Raw genomic sequence first — 22,169 nt, 5'->3', positions numbered from 1 at the left:
TATACGGGGGCACGAGGAGCAGGGCGCGGTGAAGGTCAGGGTCGGCAAGTACAAGGGGTCGATCTATCCCGAGGGCAACGGCTGGACCGGGGCGCTCGACGTGGGATATCTGCCGGACGGGCGGCGGGAACGCCTCAAACGCAGGGCCAGCTCCCCTGACGAGGTACGAGCGAAGCTGCGCCGGGCCGTGCGAGACCGAGACCGCAAGGAGCAGGGCTGGTCACTGGTGGAGCGGGCGGTGGCCGACTTCCTCACCGAGATCGCACGCGTTGACCGCCGTGAGCCGCGGACGGTTGACCGGACTCTTTTGGACCGGCTGGTGTGGACGGTGGAGGATCTGCGCCGCGGAACGCGCGCTGCCCGCTACACCGTCGCCCAGGCCGTCACTGAATTCCTCGATGCGCTGGAGAAACAAGGCAGGGCGCCAGCGACCATGACCGCCTACTGGGGCCTGGTGAACCACCACGTGATTCCCCAGCTCGGCGCGACGCTGGTCTTGGAGTTGTCGGCCGACCGGGTCGAGGAATGGCTGCACGACCGAGCCAAGGTGCTCAGCAGCTCGACGTTGGGTGTGCTGCACGGGCTGCTGAAGCGGACGCTGCGGCGGGCCTGGCGGCACGACAAGGCGACGCGGAACGTCGCTGAGCTCGTCGATACCCCCAAGGGGCAGCAGCCGGGCCGGCCGTCCAAGTCATTGACCATGGAGCAGGCGGCCGCCTTGCTGTCGGCAGCGATCTACGGCCGGCACCGGCTCGGCCCCTATGTGGTGGTCGGCGTGACCACCGGGCTCAGGACCGAGGAGCTGCGGGCGCTGCGCTGGGATGAGGTCGACCTGGATGCCGCGGTGGTGTACGTGGTGCGGTCGGACCGGTTCGGCGGCGACACCAAGACCAGCACGAGCCGCCGCGGCCTGCAGCTGTCGCAGCTGGCGGTCGAGGCACTGCGCGCCGTCCAAGCACAACAGGCCGTCGACCGGTGCGAGCTCGGCGACGCCCACCGCGAGCACGGGCTGGTGTTCTGCCGTGCGGACGGAACGCCGTACACCGCTAGCCAGGTCCAGTACTGGTTTCGGAAGATCACCGATGCGGCCGGGCTCGGCCGCGAGTTCTGCCCGCGTGAACTGCGGCACACGTTCGTGTCGGTGCTGTCCGACGACCAGGTGTCGGCCGAGGCCCTCGCCGATCTGGTCGGGCACGCCAACATCACCACCACCGTGACGGTGTACCGGCACCAGATCCGGCCTGTCGTTCGCACCGGCGCCGCGCGCATGGACCGTCTGTTCAGCGGGAAGATCGCGGCGCCGGCTGCGCCGGGCCGCTCATGCGATGACGGGCCCCTTCCGGGGGCCTTGGAGGAAGTCGGTCAGGCGTCGCCGCATTGAATCGACCATGACGAGCTGACTCAGGTCCTGGGAGGCGACCCAGCGGACGTCGGCGGATTCGCTGCTGGTGCGCAGGTTCCCCGAGACCGGCTTGGCGGTGAGGACGATGGAGAACTCCTGCCGGACCTCGTCGTTGCTGGTGTAGTGGATCACGTGGCGCGGGTCAGAGTAGATCCCCACGAGCCCGGTGACCTCGCAGTCGATGCCCGTCTCCTCGGCGGTCTCGCGGACGGCGGCCTGCGCCACGGACTCGCCGAGGTCGATGCCGCCGCCGGGAAGTGCCCAGTTGCCGTTGTCGGTACGGCGGATCATCAGGATGTCGCCGGCGTCGTTGGTGACAACGACGTTGACCGAAGGGACCAGGCTGTTGGCCGCTGGCGCTGAAGGATCGTCGAAGTAGTCGATGCGTCTGGCCACGATGGAGCCTCCGATCGTCAGGCGGGGGCAATTCAGGTCACCTCGTTCGAGGCGGGAACGACAAGCGGTCGACAGCCGAACGGCAGCATCGTCCGGGTGCCGATCGTATCGAGCGCTGAAGTCCGGGGCGGGTGGTGGGTTTCGGGCCCTGGTGGCAATGGTGACCCGGTGGCGGCCGGACAGCCGTACAGCGCTCAACTCGTCGCGCGCTGGGCCAAACCACCAGTCCCAGTTGATCCGCGCGCGCCGCAGGCGCGGCAAGCTCCAGGATCTTTGCCCTTGCAAGGCCCGTCCTTGCTGGGGGCGGTTCGATGTGTTTCGTGGGTGTGCTCGCTGGCGGCATGCCCTCATGGCGGCCGGTTGGCCGCCACTCAGGCTGCTTGGGCCGACAGCAGTTCGGCGCGGGTATAGGTGGCTCCCTCGGTGCGGGGGGTATTGGCGATGAGCTCGAACAATCCCGGTGGCACCTGCTCGTCTTGCCCTGGAACGTGACGCGGGCTGAGTGAGTTGATGTCGGCGAGGAGCCGGTTGAGCAGGTAGGCCAGGGTGGTGGCGCCCGAGCCGCGGTAGCCCCACATGAGGCCGCAGCCGGACTGCTCGGGGGCGAGGTAGAGGGTGCCGTCGGTGGTACGGATCCATACTTGGCCGTCGCTGAAGATGACCTCGCCCAGTGGCTTGGACGCCGGAAGGCGCTGCGGGACGGCGGCGACCAGATCACCGCGCTCGCTGATGATGGCGGGCAGGTCGGTGGCGGGATCGGTGAAGCAGGCTTGTGGGGTGCCTCGGGTCAGCCGAGTGATCGCGGCGGTGCTCTCGGCGGGCTTGAGCGTGTCGTACCAGGCTCGGGCCTGGTCGGAATGCTCGCGTCGCAGGGTCGTGGTGGTGGAGAACGGGAAGTAGCGGCCGCCGTCCCACTGGGCGGCGAGCAGGACACACTCGTGCGCCAGCGGGTCGCTGCGGACGATGATCTCAGACCACCCGTTGCGGAGGACCTCCTCGCGGGGATCGTCGACCGCGGCCGGCTCGAGGATGGTTGCGGCCAGCGCAATGGACGACCGGTCGATGCGGTTGGCCAGCATGCGGATGTCCCCTCGGGCAGCCTCGGCTGCCTGAGCGTCGATCGCACGGGCCAGGTGGAGGGCTGCGCGGCCGGTGTGAGAGTCATCGGGACTGGTGCTGTGCATGCGCAGTAGCGGCGCCGTGTTCAGCTCGGGGTGCCGGGGTGCAACGGCGGGCGGGGGGCTGTCGGGCATCCACCGTTCCATGGCCTCAGGTTGCACCAGGCCGTGCGGCCAGTACGGCGCGGCCGTCCCGATGACGTTGGCGAGATCTGCCCATCGTGGCCGGTAGACGCGGTCGGGAACATCGGCGTCGACTGCGCGCAGCTCAGGGCCCCACTGGTCGTACTGCGCGGCGTCTTGGCCCACCAGTACATCGGCGTGCACTCGGGGCAACAGCCGCGCCAGGATCTCTCCGGTCCGGTCGATGGGCAGCCCTGCCGGGGCGTATGCCTGCCCGATCCGGCCTACTTCGCTGTCCCACAGCACCACCATGTACCCGTCGATGATCGTCGTGCCCAGGTATGGTGCTCGGCGCCCGGACGTTGCCCGCCACAGCCGTGGAGCCTTGGCCGCCAAGTCCTTGCGGGCAGTGGCGGCCCATCGCAGGATCTGTGTCTCGTACCAGTATTCGTGGTCGTTCTTGTCGCGCCCGATCGGCTGAGGGAAGGTCGGGTCCTTGCGGAGCTGCCACACGCGGGGCCGGGAAATTCCCAGCAGCCGGGCGATGTCGGAGGTGCCGAGTTGCGCTTCGCTCATACCCGCCACCGTAGCTTACGGAGCGCGTAACCGTTTCGCTTACGGGGGGAGTAACTTTCGTGTGGCGTAAGGGGTAGTTCCCGGCCGTGCTGCGCATCGAGCTTGGCCCGTCCTCGCGCAACGCGCGGCTGACGTTCCATCCGATCGCGGAGAACCTCTGGCGAGCCGGTTCGCGCCGTTGGCGTGCGGATGGCGCTGTGCAAGGTCGCCGGCGATTTGCCCGGACGCCGGGGCGGGCGGTGACTTGGCCGGGGGCTTGTTGAGGGGCGGCGAGAGGGCGATGGCGGCCTCGTCGGGCTTGCGCCATGGCCACGGGCGCGGGCCATGTCGGTTGAGTCGGCGACCGTCGTGTCGATCTGAATGAGCGCGGCGTACGCGGGTGGGATAGAGCTGCAAGAAGAGGGCCGGCTCGGATTCATAGCGGCGACGTGTGCCTTGGGAGGCAGAGCCGGCCGACCGTCAGCACGGCGCAGCTACATCGCAGTGGGTTCAGTGACTGGTTCCGAAGGGGTTGCTCGCCATGGCGCGCAGCCCGTTGACGACCGCGGCCGTCTGGTCGTCCATCTGGGGCCGGGCGCTGATCGCCTCCGCCAGGAGCGTGAGCTCGGCCGCCGGAAGCATCTGGTTCCAGCGCTCCTTCACGCGCAGCCGAAGGGTGATGGGCGGTGCGCCAGGCTCGGCTGCGGTGAGTTTGGGAATCGAGGGACCAAACACCGAAGCCATGCTGTCGGCGGTCACCGCCGCGACCGTCAGATCGCAGCGCTGTTCGCTCCGCAGCTTGCGGCGGATCAGGCAGGTTCCATCGAGCCAATAGGCGCGCTGATATTCGCCCACCCAGCTGATGACGAGCGACGCCACAACCAGAACGCCAGTGCCCGTCAACACCACTGCGAACCCGGTCGCGGAACCGCCCTCGGCCGCCGAGGCGACCGCCGGCAAGCCCATCAGCAACAGCCAAGGCACGCATAAGACTGTGATCACGGCGTTGACCACACGTCTGCGCGTCGTGAAGCCGGTCGAAAGACGGCGTCGTGCACTGCCTGGACCGGACACCTCGGTCATGGTCGAGCACAATAACCGGCCACAAGCCTGCCCGCTCCGCACAGGGCATGGCCCCCGAACGCGCAGGGACCTGCGGGCTAGCCGCACGACCGCACCCGGCCATCACCTGCTGACCAATCCAGACGCCCGACAGTTGGTGTAGGTGGACGGTGGCGTCGATGGTCGTCAGAGGCCGTCCAGCGGCCGTCGATGTGGTGCCGAGCGTTCTGGCGTAGGCCGGTCACAAGCCCACGCGGGTGTCGAGTGCGGCGTTGACGATGTTGGTCATCGCCACGCCTGTGGCTTGGGCGGAAGGTCCTTGGAAGGGCCCCGGTCGCCATTGCTCTGCTCGGTCTCGCGCGCATGGCTCGATCCGGAAGAATCGCACGCTATGAGCACGAAGGGGTTGCCTGCCCCCGAGGGCGCCGAAGGTGCCGAGGGGGCGAGCGAACGAGGACTGACGTTCGTCCAGCGGCTACGGAGCAGGGTCTGGAGCGTGGTCTGGGGACTGGTCATGCTCTGCCTGGCGGCGATGCTGGTTTACCAGCACAGCCCGTGGCACCGGTCGTGGTGGCCGGGACGGCATGAGGCGTCGCGTCTGCCTTCCGCCTGCACCGCGGTCACGCGGGCGGTGGTCGAACGGGCGGTGCCCGACGCGGGACCGGGCAAGGCCGAGGATCACACAGATTCCTCCTTGTACACCTTGCGAACCTCGTGCACCTGGACACACATCGCCGAGTCACGCACCGGGCGGTTGAAGATCGAATATGAACTGCACCGCATGGTGGCCACCGACGGTGGCATCGAAGTGGCCAAGGACGCCTTCCGCCGCCACGAGGGTGTCTACCAAAGAGCCAACAAGCAGGGGCAGCGACCGGTCGATCGACTTGGCGATGAGGCATTCGTCAACGACACCGGCCGCATCAAGCATCTCGCTGTCCGACGCGCCAACGTCCTGGTCCTGGTGACCTACGAGGTTCCCCTTGACCGCAAGGGCAAGGCGCAACCGACAGTGGACCTCGACGCAATCGGCCAAACCGCCATCGGGAAGGTCCACCTCGATTCCTGACCTCGACACATGGTGTGGTCGGGTAGCCGGGCCCCAGCAATGGGCTCCGGCTAACCCGACCACGCCATGTGCTGCCGCAGCTGTTGGGGTAACGGTCCCCGAGCAGCAAAACGCCTGGTGGATCGCGGGACTCGGTCGTGTGGGCCCGGCTTGGCATCCTGGCGGCGAGTGCTCTCGTCGGTGCGCCGTTGAGGAGACGGGGTGGCTCGGTGGATATTGACGAACTCGGCGGGGTCGTCAGCTTCGTGTCATGACGCGGGCGGCTTTGGCGGCTCATAATGTTCGGCATGTCGCGTGCGAGGTACGTGGCCATCGGGCTCGTCGCGGTGTCGTTGGTGGTGTACGGAGTGTTGGCTGCACTTCCGCAACATGCTCCCGCTCCCAAGCCCCTGCCGGGAGGTTCAGCGGTACCGAGTCCACGGACCGAGGCGTCCTGGGCGGCGCCGGTCTCGCCGCAGCGTTGTGGGCCCCGGTACGGCGACATGCAGGTGCCCGCTCCAGCACCGGCCGCCCCGTCCGGCTCGCTGGTGCCAGAGCAGCCGGCCACAGCGCTGATCTGCCGTTATCCGGGCACAGCGACGCCCGACAGCAGGTTGATCAGCTGGCGCCGCAGCCGCGACGCCGCGACGCTCGCGGCCGAACTCAACCGCCTGCCCATCAAAGACACCAGCGGGCGGGCCTTCGTCTGTGTTCAACCGCCAGCCGGCCAGACCATCGTCATCGTCTTGGGCTACCTGCGCAGGGCGCCGTACCCGGTTCAGGTTGTGGAGCATTGCGTTGTCGCCAGCGGCCGACGTCTGGCCAACCCTTCCCCTGCACTTGGACGGCTCCTGCTGTCTGGCTGACCGTGTCCGGCGAGCGGTTGGCCGGGGGCGCTGGTGAAGGAGGAGATGAGCGGCGGTGACCTGTCGGCGCTGACCTGGAAGTCCAGGATCGGCGGGACTGGCCGGTGGCGGCACTACACGACTACATGCCTGGTTGATCTGTCCTGTGGCGAATGGTCGGGCGTTGGGCGTGTCGGGCCTGAGCGAGGTGCCTGTGGTCATCGACCGAGCCTGTCGCGCAGCAGCGCGGCCAGCCGGTGGAGTATCTGTCGCCGGGCGGAGGCGAAGCTTGCGGTGTTGCTGTTGGTGTTCGGCTCGTGGAGGGGGCCGCAGGTGCAGCCGGCGGACTGGCCCGTGCGCAGATGGGGCGTGCCGCGGTCGCAGGCCGGGCCTGGGCGGCCGGCGGTCTGTGTTTGGACGTGCCGGTGGATGATGCTTGCGGTGGCCCACAGCTGGAACACGAAGTTGGCCAGGTGACCGGCGGCGGTCACTCGCTGGTAGATCTGGTCGGCCTCGGTGAGGTCGCCGGCCGCGCGGGCGGTGACGAAGGTGCGGACGTCGTGCACGGTGAGCTGGTAGATGCGGCGTACCTGGTCGATGGCCTGTGGCGGCAGGGAGGCGGGGAGGCGGAAGAAGAGGCCGCGTTCGGCCGGTTCGAACCTGGCCACGTCTGGGAGTCCGTCGTCGGTGAGGGCGCCAAGTGTCTGGCATCCGTGCTGGATGCTGTCGCTGAACGCCGCGGCGACGACCGGCCCGCGGGCGTGCCCGGCGGGTCCCGCCGTGAGTTCGAACAGGTCGTCGCAGGCGTCGTCGAAGGCGTAACGGGCGCCGGCGGCGACAGCCGCTTGGCAGCGCGCGTAGATCTGATCCTTGGTCATCGTCGGGCTCTGTTCATCGTCGGGCTTTGTTCGTCGTTGGCTCGGCAGCGTGGTGGTAGCGGTGCGCGTCGCCGCCGGTCTGCGGGTGTGCGGGCAGGTTGGAACGGCGTGTTGGTGTTCGGTGCGATCAGGCTGGGGCGGTCGGGTGTGCTGGTGCCGATGTCCGGGTCTGGGTGGCGTCGGGGTGGTGCCGGGTCAGGTGGGCGAGGCGCTGGGACCATTGGCGGTGGCCGAGGCCCAGGGCTGCTTCGGCCAGGCGGTGCAGTTGGATGTCGCCGGTGCCGGCGGGGGCGAAGAGGTGCTGGACGTCGCGGAAGAAGCGTTCCAGAGGCAGGTCGGTGTGCAGCGCGGCGGCGGCGTGGATGTCCATGGCGTCGCGGGCGGAGTCTCTGGAGGCGGCGACGTTGAGGTATTTGGCGTTGATGAGGTCGTGGTCGCAGGGTTGGCCGTGGTCGAGCTGGTGCACGGCGTGGTAGGCCAGGATCCGGGCGGTCATCAGCCGCTGTTGCAGCAGTCCGATCTTGTCGCGGATGGTGGGCAGCTGAGCTAGGGGCGCGTTGTAGCGGCGGCGGTGCTGGGCGAAGGACACGGTCTGGTCGACGATGGCTTGGTGCAGGCCGAGCGCGACAGCGGTCAGGTTGGGCCGGCCGTACAGGATGCTGGAGCTGTAAGCGATGGCCAGGCCGTCGCCGATCTGGCCGATCAGGTTGGCGGCCGGGACGCGGCAGCGGTCCAGGATGAGTTCGCCGAAGCCGAAGCCGCGTAGTCCCATGGCCGGCCGGTAGGGGGTGGCGGTGAGGCCGGGCCGGTCGTGTTCGACTCCGAACGCCGACAACCCGCGCGAGCCGCGGCCGGTGCGCACCACGACGGCGTGCAGATGGCCGATGTGGCTGTTGCCGATCCAGCTCTTGCGGCCGGTCAGCACGTAGTGGGTGCGGGCGCCGCGGCCGGTGCGGCGGGCGGTCGATCGCATGCCCAGTACGTGGCTGCCCGAGCCCGGTTCGGTGACCGCGATGGTGGGCAGGCAGGTCCCGGCGGCGATCTGGGGCAGCCAGCGCTGTTTTTGGTCGTCGTTGCCGTAGTTGATGATGGTGGCGGTGCCGAGCTGGGAGGCCTGCGCCATGGCGCCCATGGCGCCGCTGATGCGGGCGAGCTCTTCGATGATGAGGGTTTTGGCCAGGTGCCCGGCGCCCATCCCGCCGTAGGCGGGGTCGATGGTCACCCCGATCCAGCCTTGGGCGGCGATCAGCTGGGCCAGTGCGGTCTCGACGCGGCCACTCGACTCCATGGCCGCCACGTGCGGGGCGACCTCGGTCTCGGCGAAGGCGCGCACCCGCTGCCGCAGACGGTGATGATCGTCGGTCAGGAACCCATCGGACATTGTGCTCCCCCTCTGCTTGTGCGGTTGCCGGTCCTGGGCCCGGTGGCCGGCGGGTGTCGCTTTTGCGCGCCGGCAGGCCGCTGCTGGCACGGCCTGCCGCGTCATCCGGCCTCCGGCCTGCGTGATCCGGCGTGTGTGGTCGTCTGAACTGCCGGGGTCAGTTGGTGGGCTGGCCGGTGTGCTGGGTGAGGAAGGCCATCAGGGCGTCGCGGTGCTGGGTGATCAGGGTCCAGGCGGCCCGCCCGGCCGATTGCGGGCGGGCGGCGGGGCCCACCGCGCACACGGTGCCCAGCACGATGGCGGTTGGCTCGTGGATGAGCGGGGCTCCGATGTAGCTGCGGATACCGATCTTGTCGACCACGGGGTTGCCCTTGAAGCGGGGGTGGGCGCACACATCGGGCAGCACCAGCGGCAGCTTGCGGTCCACGACGTCGGGGCAGTAGCCGTAGTCGCGCGGCATGGTGCGGCCGACCTGCGGCAGATCGCCGCCTGAGGGGTTGTGCAGGCCGACGAACACCTGCCGGTCGGTGACGATGTTGACCATGGCGTAGGGCAGGTCGGCGGCGCGGGCCAGGTCGGCGGCGAACGCATCGAAGTGCGCGGTCAGTTCGGTGGTGGCGAAGGCGCCGGCGTCGCCCGTCGGCCCGGGGCCGAGTCCGGCGCCGAGTCCGAGGGCGGCCAAGATCTTGAGGCGTTCGGGCAGGTCCTGATCGGGGCTGGGCAGGTGCAGGCCGGTTTCGGGGTCGTAGATCACGTTCATGCTCCTGGCGCGGGGGAGGGAGGCTGGACTGGGATGCGGGGTGCCGGGAGAGGGCGCGTCGCGGTAGGGGACAGGGCGAGGTCGACCACGGTGATCAGCACCGTGGCGGCCGAGTGGGGGTCGCGGGCGTCGCAGCGCAGCACCGGGATCCGGGCGGGGAGGTGCAGGGCGTCGCGGATCTCGCAGGTGGGGTAGCGGTGGGCGCCGTCGAACTGGTTGACCGCGACCACGAACGGCAGCTGGCGTTGTTCGAAGAAGCCGATCGCGGTGAAGCTGGTCTCCAGGCGGCGGGTGTCGGCCAGCACCACGGCGCCAAGTGCGCCGTGGCACAGGTCGTGCCAGGTGAACAGGAACCGATCCTGGCCCGGCGTGCCGAACAGATACAGCAGCAGCGGCTGCGGCTGGTCGAAGGTGATGCGGCCAAAGTCCATGGACACGGTGGTGGTGGTCTTGGCCTCGACCCCGGCCAGGTCGTCGATGCCGTTGCTGGCGACGGTGAGGTGTTCCTCGGTGGTCAGCGGCTCGATTTCGCTGACCGCGCCGACCAGAGTGGTCTTGCCGACACCGAACCCGCCCGCGATCACGATCTTCAACACCGCCGGTGGCCGATTGCCTGGCCTGCGCGCGTGCACGGGGTTGGTCATCGTGCGCATCCAGCGGCGGGGATCGGGCAGGGCGTCATCGGTACCGCCTGAACAGGGTGAACACGACGGCCACAGCGCAGGCGATGGAACTCAGCTCCACATCCCGCATGGCCATGGCGCTGACGAACGCCAGCCAGGACCCCACTGCGAACAGGCCATGGACCAGATGCAGATCCTCCTGCGACCCGGCGATGGCGGCACCGATCGCCACCCAGACGCCCGCGGCATGCACAAGCACCGTCGCCAGGGCGAGCACGAGCACGAAGGTCATCGGGACTCCTTTTGCTGCCGAGCTCTCCCGGCGGGAGAGTTCCGCAAGCTGTGGTTGCCGGGACTACCGGCAGGCGGCACCTCGGGTGCGGCCGCGCGGTCAGGCGACATCGGAGAATCTGCGCTGCAGGCCGGCGCGCAGCGCCTCCAACAGCTGCATGGGGTCGTCGACGGTGCGGGGCACGACCAGCATCACCAGCCCGGCATCGATCAGATTCGACAGGATGATCTTGGTGATGCAGGCGGGCTGCCCGATCGCGGCGGCGATCTCAGCGACCGACCGGGGCCGATCGCGGCACAGCCGCACCGCCTGCCCGGCCTCGGGCGCCAGCCCGGGCGGCGCGGTACCCCGCGCCTCCAGCAGCGACACCAGCCGCATGCTGTGGCGCGGGCGGGTCCGGCCGCCGGTCAGCACATACGGGCGGACCTTCTCCTCGTCCTGATCGGCCCATGCACCAGCGCGGGACCCGGTCACCGGCCACCACCGACATCAGCGGCGCCGCCGGCACCGAAACCTGAGCCGCCCACACCGGGGCTGTCCAGGCCGGGGCTGTCCAGGCCGGGGCTGTCCAGGCCGGAGGTGTCCAGGCCGGAGGTGTCCAGGCCGGTTGGTGGGTGACGGGTCGCGGTGACCAGATGCTCCGACACCTTGGAGATGAGCGCGGCCATCGCGTATCCGATGCCGTCGGGATCGGCGTCCGGGCTGGCCAGCATGCCCAGCACGCAGCCGACCGTGCGTGGCCGCGGTGAGCTCGCGGCCCCGTCCTGACCGCCAGCGCCGCCCAGGGCGGCCATACCGCCGCTGTCGCCGCCGTGGTCGCCGGTGCCGGTGTTCATGACGAACAGCACGCAGACCTCGTGTTCGATGATGATCTGCCGTACCCCGCCCGGCCCGCCCGGCCGGTCTGGATTGCCGGGCAGTTTGCCTAGGTAGCTGGCCAGGCTGTTGATGCCCGACAGCATCGCGGCCAGCTGCTCGCCGTGTTCGAGGGCCAGCCCCTCGGCCGCCATCAGCACGCCATCGCGTGAGGCCAGCAGCGCGCCCTGGGCGCCGGCGGTGCGGTCGAGGGAGCCGCGCAGCAGCCAGCCCAGGTGCGCGTCCGTGCCCGTGCCCGTAGCCGTGGGTGCGGGGGTGTGGTGGGTCATCGAGGCCTCCGTGCGGCAACGAAAGTGAGCAGGGTGGTCTGGTGTCAGCCGGTGCGGTCGCGCGCCGATCCCGGCGGCGGCCACGGCGGTGTCTGCGGCGGGGCGGTGTCCTGCCCGCGGCGCAGGCCCCGGGTGTAGCGGCCCATCAAGCCCGCGTCCGCCGGCCGGGACGGCCTGCTGGGCCGATCACCCACCGCCCGTTCAACCGGTTCGGCCGGCGGCTCGGTGGGCGACTCGGCCAGCAGGTCCCGTGGCGGGGCCGGGCGGCGTCGGGGCAGCGCGGGCCGGTCACTTTCCGCCTCTGGCACAGGACGCGAGCCCACCCTGGCGGGTGCGGCGGTGCCTGGTACAGGCGGACCGGCCGCCCCGGCCGTGGCGCCCGGTGCTGTGGTCGGCGCTGGTATCGGGTCGTGCGCTGGCCTGCGACGAGGTAGCGCGGGTGGCGGGTGCGGTGAGGTTGTGACCGGCAGGGCCGGGCGCGGGTCGGGCGTTGCGGACGCGGCCGGGGCCGGGGCCGGGGCCTCAGCGAAGCCGGCAGGGAGAGGTGCAGGCGGTCCAGGGAGAGCGGGAAGGGGTGACGCCGCAACGGCGGACGGTTGCCGGCCGATCAGCAGCGTGCCCGGCACCCAGACCACGGCTTGAATCCCCCTGGCCTGGGCCTCTCCGGCTTGGATCCCGCTGGCTTGGTTCTGTGTGGCCTGGTCCCTTGTGGCTGGGTGCGGTCGTAGTTCGACCTGCAGGTGGTGGCGGGCCGCGAGCAGACCGACCACCAGCAACCCGATCTGCCCTTGTTTCATCTTCTCGTGCGGGTCGAGTTCCTGCGGGCAGGCCAGCATCTTGTTCGCGGCCGCCAGCTTGGCCGCCGACATCGACAAACCCTGGTCCTCGACCGTGATGCACAGGCCATCAGACGCCGCGCTTCCCAGGCCTGCACCGTCATGGCCTGCGCCGTCAAGGTCTGCGCGGTCGGGCGCGGTCGTGGCCCGTAGCACTACCAGCGTGTGCGGGGGTGAGAAGACGGTGGCGTTCTCCACGAGTTCGGCCAGCAGGTGGATGATGTCGGGTCCGGCATGCCCGAGCAGCGCCACTTCGGTGTCGGGCAGCTCCACCCGGACGCGCTGGAAGTCCTCCACCTCCGCCACCGCCTGCCGCAGCACCGTCGACAGCAACACCGGCTTGCGGCTGCGGCGGGCGGTCCTGCCGCCTAGCACTGCCAGCCGTTCGGCCATCCGCCGGTTCAGGGTGACCAGATGGTCGATCGCGAACAGATCGTGCAGCAGATCGGGGTCTTCCACCTTCCGCTCGACCCGGTCCATCGCTTCCATCGTCCGGCTCACCAAGGAGTGCAGACGCTGACCGACGTGGACCAGCACCGCAGGGTCAGATGCGGCTCCTGCAGCGGCGCCCGGCCCGCCGGGCGCAAGCCGCGTTCGGGCTTTGCGCCACAGATCCCGATCGATGGCGGCGGCCAGCGCACGACATTCGCCGACCGGCCGGATCAGGTGGAAGTAGACCCTGTCCTCGGGTCCTGGGCATTTGCGTGGCCAGGCCCACCAGAAGGTGCGGCCTTTGGGGTGCTCGCGCACGTGGACCACGCAGCCGATCCGCGGCGTGATTCCGGGCAGGCTGATCGACACCGACACCTCGGTGAGTACCAGCTCCCCGTCACCGACCGGCGGCCAGATCTGGTGGAACGGCTTGGCGTTGAGGCCCCGATCGGCCAGGTACGCGGCAAGCGTGTGTGCGTGGCCGACGGCGGTGGGGACCTGTTCGGGGGTGAGCATGCTCATGCGGGGCCTGCCTGCACTGGTGTGGATGTGACCTGTGGTGTGTCCAAGCCCGTTCCGTGTCGCCGACCAGCTGGCCACAGGGGCGGGCCAGGCCGTGCGGGGATCGGGGCGGCAGGGCATCGGCACGACGCCGGACCCGCGTGACACCGTGGCCTCGGCGCCCGCGCACAGGCCGCGTCCGACCCTGTTCGTGTCGACGTCGCGGGTCAGGACGCGGCATGGCCCTGCCCGTGCTCTTCGCCGCCTTGCACCGGCGTCGGCGCTGGCGCTGGCGCTGGGGTGTGGGCGCCGGCGGTGAGGGGCCGCAGAGCGCCGCAGGCGTCGAGGATCAGGTGTGCGCTGACCTCCAGGCTCTGCTTGCCGAGCGCGAGTCGGACCAGTGCCTCGTCCAGGTGGTGGAGCTGCGCTGTGCTGCCGGGCTGGCGGAGTGCGGTGAGGCGACCCTCCAGCGCACCGGCGATCTGCCAGAAGGCCACCAAGACATCCTGCTGGTCGGCCAGCAGCGCCTGGACCTGCGGCAGCGTCAGCACGTCCCTGCACCGATACACCGCTGCGCTGAGCTGGTCGCCCTGCAGACTGAAGTCTGCGAACCGGCGCACCAGATCCTGGACTTCGGCCTGCCGCTGCTGCTCACCCACCTCGGCCAGGAACGCCACCATCGCCGTGCGCGCCCGCCGCTTCGGCAGGCAGGCCACCACCTGCGAGTGGCCCTGCCTGCTGCCGGCGCGATAGAACCAGCGGCCCCAGCGCCGCACGTCGGTGATGGCGATGTCCACGCCGCCGGTGGCATCGCCGACGGCGATGACCGGCACGCCAGGGTGGCGGTGGGTCACCGCCCAGCCCAGCTCCTCCAGGTGATGTGCGAGGTCGGTCAGGTAGACGCCACCGCGAGAGTGCGCGGCGCGGCCGCGCACGGTACCTACCGCTGTGCTTGGGCTGGTGGCGGCCGCGGTGGCGTGCCGCACGAGGCGCGGTGGGACCCTGGGTGGCTCGGCGGTGTTCCTGCTGGTCATCGTTTGCACCCCACCGCGGCCCAGATGTCGGCCTGGCGTTGCGGCCACGGGCTGGGTTCGGGTCGCCACAGCGGCGCCGACACCACGCCCGGGTCGACCAGCCGCAGCCCACCGGGCAGCCCGCCGTTCAGCCTGTCGAGCAGCCCGCCGTTCAGCCTGTCGAGCAGCTCGGCGATCTGTGTGGGCGTGCGCAGCAGCCAGGGCACGCCGCAGTGCTGGGTGAGCAGGCCAGCCAGCTGCGCCATGGGCCGCGGGTGAAGGTGGCCGGTGAGGTGGCTGATGGCCAGGTGGCTGCCGGCCGCGGCGGCGCCCAGGAGCACCTGCAGGGCGTGCGCGGCGTCCTGGTCGGGCAGATGGTCCAGGCTATTGCGCAGCACGATGGCCACCGGCTCGCCGAAGTTCAGCGTGGTGGCCGCACCGCGCACCAGCGCCGCGGGGTGATGCAGGTCGGCGTCCAGATAGTCGCACACGCCGTGGGTGTTGCTGGTCAACAGGGCGCGGGCATGGGTCAGGACCAGGGGGTCGGTGTCGGCGTAGACGACCCGGGCCGCCGGTGTGATCCGCTGGGCGATGGTGTGCGGGTCGTCGCCGTTGGGCAGATCGGTTCCAACCACCAGGAACTGGCCGATCTTGGCTGTGGTGGCCAGATAGCCGATGGCGCGGGCCATGAAATGGCGGCTCATCTGGGCGAGGGTGACGATGTTCGGGCAGATCTCCTGGCAGGCGTCGCCGACGTGCCGGTCGCAGGGATAGTTGTCCTTGCCGCCCAGCCAGTAGTTCCACACGCGCGCCGGGTGCGGGGTGAGCGTGTCGATCTGCACCTCGCCGCCCGGGCTGCCCGGGTAGGCGTGCGCGGACGCGGTGCTCAGCGCGGTCATCGCCGACCACCCGGCGCCGGCGCCTGCATGCGACCCGGCCAAGGCCTGGGAACTCCCAGTGGCGCCACAGCAGCGGATGCGCCAGCCCGCAGCCGCAGCACGCAGGAGCGCGGCAGCCCCGTGGGCGTGGCACCTGTGCCGGTCATGGGCGCGCCCCGCTGCCCGAACAGACCGGAGTGGGGCGGCTGACCGCGACGGTGCCCACGCACCGCAGCGAGGCGATCGGGCCACCGGTGTAGCCGTCGTAGGTTTCGCCGGGCGGCGCCCAGGACTGCACATCGTCCAGCGGCGCCAGCAGGCTCCACCCGGCGTCGGTCAGCACCTGCTCGATATCCGACAGCGAGCGGAAGGTGAACGAGCCGCCGGTGGCCCGGTACCTCTCGGTGATCTCGGCCACCACGCGGGCCGGGATGCCGGTGCAACAGGCGTGCGAGAGCACCAGGCCCGAGCCCGGCGCCACCAGCTCGCGCATGCGTCGCAGAATCGCTGCCGGGTCGTGGTCGTCGGGGATGAAGTGCAGCACCGCGGCCAGCACGATCAGCACCGGCTGCGTGAGATCAAACCTCGTGGTGAGCTCGGGGTGGGCGAAGATCTGCTCGGGATCGCGCGCATCGCCCTTGAACACCGCGTCGTAGTCGGGCTGGCGCAGGCCCCGCGCGCCCGCCAGGACGACAGCGTCGTTGTCGCAGCCCAGCACCACAGCATCCGGCATGGCCTCCCGGATGCGCTGCTCCACCGTCTGGTGCGGGATGCCGTGCAGCCGGCCGACGCCGATGTCGAGGGCCTGCCGGATCCGCAGATGGTGGACGCCGTAGCGGGCCGCCCGGCCCGCGAACTTGAAGTTCTCTACGGCGATGGCCTGGGTCTGCCAGCCGCCGGCCGCGGCCATCACCGCGTCAGCCGCCGTCCGGTCGGCCGCCGTGGTGTCCTTGCCGCTCAGATAGTGGTTGTACATCCCCGCCGAAGTCGCCGCGGTGAGATCCAACTGTTGCGGTGAGTCAGCCGAAGGCATTGAAGGAGCCCTTCTGCACGACGCGGGCAGCGACCGCGACCAGTGCGCTGCACGTGGGACGGGGGAGTACGGTCAGCAGGCGCGCCAAGCGCGAGCGGGTATCGGCTCCGCACACCGCACGGCCGGGTCCGCACCGCGCGGCCCGCGCAAGGTCGGCGGTGTTGATGCACTCTTCGAGGCGATAGGGGTCGGGAGCGGTGAGGTCGTAGCCGTCCCGGCGGGCGCCCCAGCCATCTGCGTGTGGGCAGATGCGCCAACCGGGATGCCGAGCCCTCAAGCCCTGCAGCTGGCCATGAACCCAGTCGTCTGGGCTGAGGGGAGACCGACGCCGAGCCGTCGGGCGCATCCTTTCCGCCAGAACACCAAAGGCGGCCGTGCTCTCGCGGCCGTCGTCACCACGGCGATCGCGGCCGGTCCCGGCCGCGACGGTGTCACGTGCTGAACCCGAGGAAGCGAAGGAGCACGGGTCCAGGACGTAGGCAGTTGCGGGGAGAGTGGGCCGGGAGGACATCACTGGCCTTTCACGGCGCGGACTCGAAGTGGCGGCACACGGCAGCGCGGGATCGGGGCACCGCGCTGCCGCGTGCTTGCTGGACGGGGGTGCCGTACGGCCGGACCGCGGGTGGTGGTCTTGGCCCGGTCGTACGGCCCCCTCGCCGCCTCCCTGGGGACCTAGGAGGCGGCTGGACTCGCCGGTGTGTGGCGAGTGGGAGGTGGGTGCTGGGATAACGGCGCGGCACACCCACATCGAGGCCTTGTCATCATCGGCGGCGCTTCTCGTGCTGAGAAGGCGGAGCAGCATCACCACGAACCAACTTCGTCTTCGGGACCTGGTTGGTTGACGGTGCCGCGTCCGGTGTGGCTCGGCCACGACGAGGGCCCGACGTTCGATGACGCCGAGCCGACATTTCTCAACGTCGTCGCGGTTACGAGGTCGGTGGCGGGTAGGGCGCGGAGCGACCGTGATGAAGGCGATCTGCCGGGCACTGGTCTGGCTCACCGAAGTTCCCTCCCTGATCCATCCGCCGGTGGTCGATAAGGCGAATTGATCGTGCTGGAGCCGTGACAGGTGGCCAACGCCGCAGCGTCCTACCGTGGCCATCACCCGTTAGGCCACATTGGACTTATTCCGACTGGACCTGTGGTTACGCTGAGTACGGCGCGGAGTGACTGACAGAATGGGGCCATCTGATGGATGCCCAGACAGGCGATCGGGTCTGTCCGGCGTGCCGCTGTACTCGGTTGAGCCGTTACAACACCGCTCCGCTGTGCGGCGCCTGCCTCGTCGCGGTCCGCGATGGTGGGGGAGTGGCCCCGGCCTGGCTGTGGGACTCCGGCCCACTACGCCAGGCCCTTGCCCGGGCCGACATGGCAGCGGTGATGGCCATCTTGCGCGGAGCCGCCGGGATGAGCCAGCTTGAGTTCGGGCATATCCTGGGATGGTCCCAGTCGGTGATTACCAAGATCGAACGCCACAAGCGCGACACCTTCCATGACATCCGGGAGATTGTGCGTGTGGCCGATCTTCTGGACATGCCACGTCAGGCTCTTCTGCCACTTATCACCGGGAACGCGGATTCCAGACTCGATGCCGACCAGGACGCTGCGTTCTGGGAGGATGCTATGAAGCCGCTTGAAGGAATGGGGCGGCGTGAGTTCACCGTGATGGTCTCTGGCTTGGCGTTGGCGGCGACGCTGCCGCCCGAGCATGTCGATCGCGGTCACGTGCGGTACCTGCAGGCGAGCCTGGAACAACTGCGCACCCAAGACGCCGCCATCGGCGGAGCACCCCTACGCGCACAGGCGATGCGGCTGTTTGCCCGGGCCCGCGCCATGCTGGACGAGTCGGACTACACCGATCAGGTGGGCGGTGAACTGCTGGTCGTCACCGCCGACCTCGCGGTGGTCGCCGCGTGGCTCGCCTACGACTCCGGCGACCAGCCGGCTGCGCGCGCCCTCTACAACGAAGCGGCGCTACTGGCGGGCAGCGCAGGCGACGGCAGGCTGCTGGTGCACGTGTACGCCAACATGGCCCAACAAGCGACGTACCTGGCCCGCGTCAACGGTCGGCGCGGCACAGCCCGAGAGGCGCTGCGGTTCGTCGGCAGGGCAGCCGAAGTCGCGCGCCATATCCCATCGGCCAGTCTGCATGCGTTGCTTGAGCTGCGGCAGGCGCTCGCCTACGCGCAGCTCGGCGACGAAATCGCGTTCAACGCTGCGATCGGCAGAGCCCGCCAGGAGGTCGATCGCGGCCCGCACGACAGCGACCTGTCCTGGACCCGGTTCATCACGCACTCGGAGATCACTGGATATGAGGCCATGGGTGCTGTGGTCCTCCACCGCCCCGACGCGGCCGTGAATCTGTACAGGGGCGTGCTGGAGGATTGCACCCGCTCCACCCGTGACCGAGCCTATTACCGTGCCCGCCTGGCCACGGCGCTGTGCGAGGCCGGCGATCATGACAGCGCGGTCACCGAAGGCATGAAGATCGTCGGTAACCTGGGTGGCAAACTCGCATCCATGAGGGTATTGCGCGAGCTCAAGCCCGTACGCGACAGCGCCGATCCAGCGGACCCCGACGCCGCAGAAGAGTTCCGCCAGCAGTTCGACACGGCGGCGCACTCGCTCTCCCTGGTCACAGCATGACGGCACGAGATGACAGGGCGACCGCGGCCAACGCGGTCACGTTCCGCCGATTCGACGCCGCTGGCGCACGCCGCCAACGCGCCGTCGTGTCCCAGATCCACCGTGACGCCTATGCCGAACAAATCGCCACCGGCGAGCAGTTCGCCAGCCACGAGGCGTTCATGACCCGGTTCGACACCTACACCGCCCGCGAGGGCCTCGACCTGGTCATCGCCTTCAGCGGTGAGGGCCCGGCGGCGCAGCCGATCGGGCAGGCGTGGGGATGGCCACTCGGCGCCGGAACCAAATGGTGGGACGGCTTGGAAACCGTGCCCGAGCCGGGTTTCACCGACGAGGATGGCAGGCGCACGTTCGCGCTTTCAGAGATCATGGTCGGTCAGCGCTGGACGGGCCGCGGAGTCGCTCACGCACTCCATGACGCGCTCCTTGCGCAGCGGACGGAACAGCGTGCGACCCTGTTGGTCCGGCCAGAGAATCCCGCCCACACGATCTATCGTCGTTGGGGATGGCGCACGGCCACGCAACTGCGTCCCGGTTGGCCGGGCGCGCCGCTGATGGACGTGCTCATGCTGCCGCTGCCCCTCGTCTCGGCCACATGAGGCGCCCTGATGAGCACCTGCGTTAACTTAGGTCGACGTGATTCCGCGGACCTCCTCGGCGGGATCAGGTTGGTTGACGGTGCCGCGTCTTGTTGTTCTGTAGCCGCGACGGCAGCACGACGTTCGGCGACGCGTGTCCGACGTTTCTCCACGCCGCGGTGGTCGCCGGATCCGAGCGCCCTTAGCGTGATGAAGGCTCGGGCGAACGGAGGTGGCTATGACGGTCCGCGCGAGCCATAAGACGTTGCTGGCCAAGCTCGCTGCTGAACGGCACTGGACCCACCCGGACGGGATTGCCTGCTACCAGCAGACCGCCGAGGACATGGGGTTGGCGACGACGGTCACCACGCGCCAGTGGGAGCGGTGGCTGAGCGGGGAGCTGAAGACGCTTCCGCGGCCGGTGCGCTGCCGCGTCTTAGAGCGGATGTTCAACCGCCCGGTTCACCAGCTCTTCCAGCCACCCGCTGCCGGGCTCGGCATTCCTGCAGCGTCGCGCGGCGTCGACCACGGCGGCACAGAGGTGAACCGAGATCTTGTTGCTGGCGCCGCCGAGGAGTCGACCGAGCACGTCGCCGAGGTTGAGGCGTTGACGATCGGGCCGGCCACCTTGGAGCAGGCCCACGACGATGTTCGGCGGCTCGCGCAGCGCTACGGCACCACACCTCCGTGGGAAGTGCTCACCCACGCCGTGGTGGCGCGGCGCCGGGTCCGGGAGTTGCTGAAGCGGACCTGCCGGCCCGACCAGCAACGTGAGCTGTATCTGCTGCTGGGGGAGTTGTGCGGCCTGCTGGCGGTGTCCAGTTTTGATCTGGGCGATGCCGCGGCCGCCACCCAGCACGCGCGCGCCGCCTGGGGATATGGCGAGCACATCGGCCACGACGGCCTGCGTGCTTGGGCGCGCGGCACTCAGGCGCTCATCGCCTACTGGGATGGCCGTCCTCAGGAGGCGGTACGCCTGGCCCAGTCCGGCCAGCGCTACCAGGCCACCGGAACCGGCCGGGTCCGCGTGTGCTGCATCGAAGCACGAGCGTGGTCGCACCTGGGCAACCGGGCAGCCGCCCAGGACGCGCTGGAGCGGGCCGATCACGCTCGCCAGCACGCCGGGCCGGGCGAGGAAATGCACGACGGTCTGGGCGGCGAGTTCGGGTTCGGCGCGGCCCGGCAGGCGCGCTGCGAGGGCACCGTGTACGTCCAACTCGGCGATCCTCAGTACGGAGATCCGCGGACCGCGATCAACCGCACCCTCCACGCCCTGAGCCTGTACGACGGCCGCCCCAGCATGAAGGTCATCCCGCAGGCGCACGCCGACCTGGCCGCCGCCCACCTGCTAGACGGCTCGTTCGCCGACGCCTGCGACCACCTGGAAGCCGCGCTTGATGTGCCGGTCGAGCACCGCATCCGCGGGTTGATCGAACGCCTCGCCAGTGTCTGCGTGATTCTCGATGGCGACCGCTACCGCACCTACCGGCCGGCCCAGGACCTGCGCCACGACATCTGGAACTTCGCCGCGGCCCCCGCTTCACCGGCGATCACCGGCCCGGCCCGGGCCGCACTTCCCCCAGCCACGACCTGAGCAGCTCGCCTTCTTTGGCCGGATCGATCCCGTGCTCGGCGGTCCGCCAATGCTCGGCCACCTGCTGCCCGGACTTCATCCACCGCCAGGTGTCAGCCACCGTCTGGGTGACCGGCCGACACACCAGGCCCGCCGCACGGGCCCGCGTGGCGTCAACCGCCCACGTGCCCGGCGCGGGGCGCCACATCGGCAGCTCCGTCCACTCCCGCACACCCGCCGCGACCAGCGCGTCATCGGGCAGCCACACCAGCTCCGCGTTCCGTTCAACCACGGCAGCGCACGCTTGCAGCAAACGACGCATCGTCGTGTGGCCCTGCGGCGCGACCACGTTCACCGGCCCATCGGCCCTACCTTCGGCCAGGTCGACGACGAACGCGGCCGCGTCCCGCACATCGACAGGCTGCAGGCGCCGCTCTGGCTCACCCGGCGCAAGCACCCGGCCGCCGCGCTCCATCCGCCGCAACCACCACGGCAACCGGCCTTTCGGCTCGCGCACCCCCAGCAACACCCCCGGCCTGACCACCACCAGTTCCCCCGGCCATGCCGCCGCCAGCGCACGCTCACACCCGGCCTTCAGATGCCCATACGGCAGTGAACCCCACGCGACGTCCGGCGGGCACTCATGCAGCGGTGACCGCTCGGTGATCGGGGCGTGCGGCCAGTCCTCGTAGGCGTCCACCGTCGAGACGAACACATACCGGCCCACCCGGGCCGCCAAAGCATGCGCGGCGGCCGCGACATCGACCGGTACATACCCCGACGGGTCGACCACCACGTCGAACGGACCCGCCGCCACGGCGGCGGCCAGATCCCCGTGCCGAGATCGATCACCCCGCACAACCTGGGCCCCAGGGACGTCCTGGCCCGTCTTCCCCCGGTTGAAGGTTGTGACATCGTGGCCACGCCGCAGTGCCTCAACCACCACAGCCCGCCCTAGGAACCACGTCCCACCCAACACCAGTACTCGCACACACGAATCTTCACTGGCCTGGAACGGAAAGGCGAGCCGGAGCCCACCGCCACGCGCCGC

General features: G+C 69.9%; 21 protein-coding genes. 6 read left to right on the top strand and 15 right to left on the bottom strand.

Annotated features, from left to right (window positions below; translation table 11 throughout):
- Positions 1-28: 28 nt before the first annotated feature.
- Entirely contained in the window at positions 29-1,381 is a 1,353-nt protein-coding gene (locus tag ABD333_RS36920) for a site-specific integrase (RefSeq protein WP_344547225.1), read from the top strand.
- Here ABD333_RS36920 and ABD333_RS36915 read toward each other — a convergent pair.
- The 3 genes from ABD333_RS36915 to ABD333_RS36905 form a co-directional block, all read right to left on the bottom strand.
- On the bottom strand, positions 1,319-1,798 hold the full coding sequence (locus ABD333_RS36915; protein WP_344547224.1) for an NUDIX hydrolase: 480 nt from the start codon (positions 1,796-1,798) through the stop codon (positions 1,319-1,321). The genes ABD333_RS36920 and ABD333_RS36915 overlap by 63 nt on opposite strands.
- Positions 1,799-2,169: 371 nt before the next feature.
- A complete protein-coding gene (locus tag ABD333_RS36910) occupies positions 2,170-3,615 on the bottom strand; it encodes a helix-turn-helix transcriptional regulator (protein WP_344547223.1) in 1,446 nt (481 codons plus the stop codon).
- 489 nt (positions 3,616-4,104) lie between these two features.
- A complete protein-coding gene (locus ABD333_RS36905) occupies positions 4,105-4,677 on the bottom strand; it encodes a hypothetical protein (RefSeq protein ID WP_344547222.1) in 573 nt (190 codons plus the stop codon).
- A gap of 475 nt (positions 4,678-5,152) precedes the next feature.
- On the opposite strand from ABD333_RS36905, the gene ABD333_RS36900 reads away from it, so the two are divergent.
- Positions 5,153-5,725: a hypothetical protein gene (locus ABD333_RS36900; protein ID WP_344547221.1), complete on the top strand. Its 573-nt coding sequence runs from the start codon at positions 5,153-5,155 to the stop codon at positions 5,723-5,725.
- 482 nt (positions 5,726-6,207) lie between these two features.
- Positions 6,208-6,570 (top strand): hypothetical protein, encoded by a 363-nt coding sequence (locus ABD333_RS36895; protein WP_344547220.1) that lies wholly within the window; start codon positions 6,208-6,210, stop codon positions 6,568-6,570.
- Between the two features lie 197 nt (positions 6,571-6,767).
- Here ABD333_RS36895 and ABD333_RS36890 read toward each other — a convergent pair whose 3' ends face one another.
- The 11 genes from ABD333_RS36890 to ABD333_RS36840 all read right to left on the bottom strand — a co-directional run bounded on the left by ABD333_RS36890 (position 6,768) and on the right by ABD333_RS36840 (position 16,321).
- On the bottom strand, positions 6,768-7,427 hold the full coding sequence (locus tag ABD333_RS36890; protein WP_344547219.1) for a hypothetical protein: 660 nt from the start codon (positions 7,425-7,427) through the stop codon (positions 6,768-6,770).
- 127 nt (positions 7,428-7,554) lie between these two features.
- Positions 7,555-8,808, bottom strand: a complete 1,254-nt coding sequence (locus ABD333_RS36885) for an acyl-CoA dehydrogenase family protein (RefSeq protein ID WP_344547218.1) — start codon at positions 8,806-8,808, stop codon at positions 7,555-7,557.
- Positions 8,809-8,965: 157 nt separating this feature from the next.
- On the bottom strand, positions 8,966-9,568 hold the full coding sequence (locus ABD333_RS36880) for a GAF domain-containing protein (RefSeq protein ID WP_344547217.1): 603 nt from the start codon (positions 9,566-9,568) through the stop codon (positions 8,966-8,968).
- Positions 9,565-10,212, bottom strand: a complete 648-nt coding sequence (locus ABD333_RS36875) for a GTP-binding protein (protein ID WP_344547216.1) — start codon at positions 10,210-10,212, stop codon at positions 9,565-9,567. The genes ABD333_RS36880 and ABD333_RS36875 overlap by 4 nt, the downstream gene beginning before the upstream one ends.
- Before the next feature lie 34 nt (positions 10,213-10,246).
- Positions 10,247-10,483, bottom strand: a complete 237-nt coding sequence (locus ABD333_RS36870; RefSeq protein ID WP_344547215.1) for a hypothetical protein — start codon at positions 10,481-10,483, stop codon at positions 10,247-10,249.
- Positions 10,484-10,582: 99 nt separating this feature from the next.
- Positions 10,583-10,957 carry a DUF742 domain-containing protein gene (locus ABD333_RS36865; RefSeq protein WP_344547214.1) on the bottom strand — a complete coding sequence of 125 codons (375 nt, stop codon included), beginning with the start codon at positions 10,955-10,957 and terminating at the stop codon, positions 10,583-10,585.
- A complete protein-coding gene (locus tag ABD333_RS36860) occupies positions 10,954-11,628 on the bottom strand; it encodes a roadblock/LC7 domain-containing protein (RefSeq protein ID WP_344547213.1) in 675 nt (224 codons plus the stop codon). Before ABD333_RS36860 ends, ABD333_RS36865 begins: the two co-directional genes overlap by 4 nt.
- A 44-nt stretch (positions 11,629-11,672) precedes the next feature.
- Positions 11,673-13,418, bottom strand: coding sequence for a histidine kinase (locus ABD333_RS36855; protein ID WP_344547212.1), 1,746 nt, complete (start codon positions 13,416-13,418; stop codon positions 11,673-11,675).
- A gap of 206 nt (positions 13,419-13,624) precedes the next feature.
- Complete coding sequence (locus ABD333_RS36850) at positions 13,625-14,431, bottom strand: hypothetical protein (protein WP_344547211.1); 807 nt, start codon at positions 14,429-14,431, stop codon at positions 13,625-13,627.
- Complete coding sequence (locus ABD333_RS36845) at positions 14,428-15,309, bottom strand: SAM-dependent methyltransferase (protein WP_344547210.1); 882 nt, start codon at positions 15,307-15,309, stop codon at positions 14,428-14,430. The genes ABD333_RS36850 and ABD333_RS36845 overlap by 4 nt, the downstream gene beginning before the upstream one ends.
- Positions 15,310-15,451: 142 nt before the next feature.
- Positions 15,452-16,321: an SAM-dependent methyltransferase gene (locus ABD333_RS36840; protein ID WP_344547209.1), complete on the bottom strand. Its 870-nt coding sequence runs from the start codon at positions 16,319-16,321 to the stop codon at positions 15,452-15,454.
- A gap of 1,242 nt (positions 16,322-17,563) precedes the next feature.
- On the opposite strand from ABD333_RS36840, the gene ABD333_RS36835 reads away from it, so the two are divergent.
- From ABD333_RS36835 to ABD333_RS36825, 3 genes are all read left to right on the top strand, one after another.
- A complete protein-coding gene (locus ABD333_RS36835; RefSeq protein ID WP_344547208.1) occupies positions 17,564-18,967 on the top strand; it encodes a helix-turn-helix domain-containing protein in 1,404 nt (467 codons plus the stop codon).
- Between the two features lie 86 nt (positions 18,968-19,053).
- On the top strand, positions 19,054-19,566 hold the full coding sequence (locus ABD333_RS36830; protein WP_344547207.1) for a GNAT family N-acetyltransferase: 513 nt from the start codon (positions 19,054-19,056) through the stop codon (positions 19,564-19,566).
- 217 nt (positions 19,567-19,783) lie between these two features.
- Entirely contained in the window at positions 19,784-21,139 is a 1,356-nt protein-coding gene (locus ABD333_RS36825; protein WP_344547206.1) for an NsdA family TPR-like regulatory protein, read from the top strand.
- On the opposite strand, the gene ABD333_RS36820 is transcribed toward ABD333_RS36825, so the two are convergent.
- The gene (locus tag ABD333_RS36820) at positions 21,096-22,097 is read right to left on the bottom strand and encodes an NAD-dependent epimerase/dehydratase family protein (RefSeq protein WP_344547431.1); all 1,002 of its coding nucleotides are present in this window, start codon (positions 22,095-22,097) and stop codon (positions 21,096-21,098) included. The genes ABD333_RS36825 and ABD333_RS36820 overlap by 44 nt on opposite strands.
- Between the last annotated feature and the right edge of the window lie 72 nt (positions 22,098-22,169).

Source organism: Actinomadura fulvescens, assembly GCF_039533225.1.
Lineage (GTDB): Bacteria > Actinomycetota > Actinomycetes > Streptosporangiales > Streptosporangiaceae > Spirillospora > Spirillospora fulvescens.
This window is presented reverse-complemented; position numbering and strand designations above follow the sequence as displayed.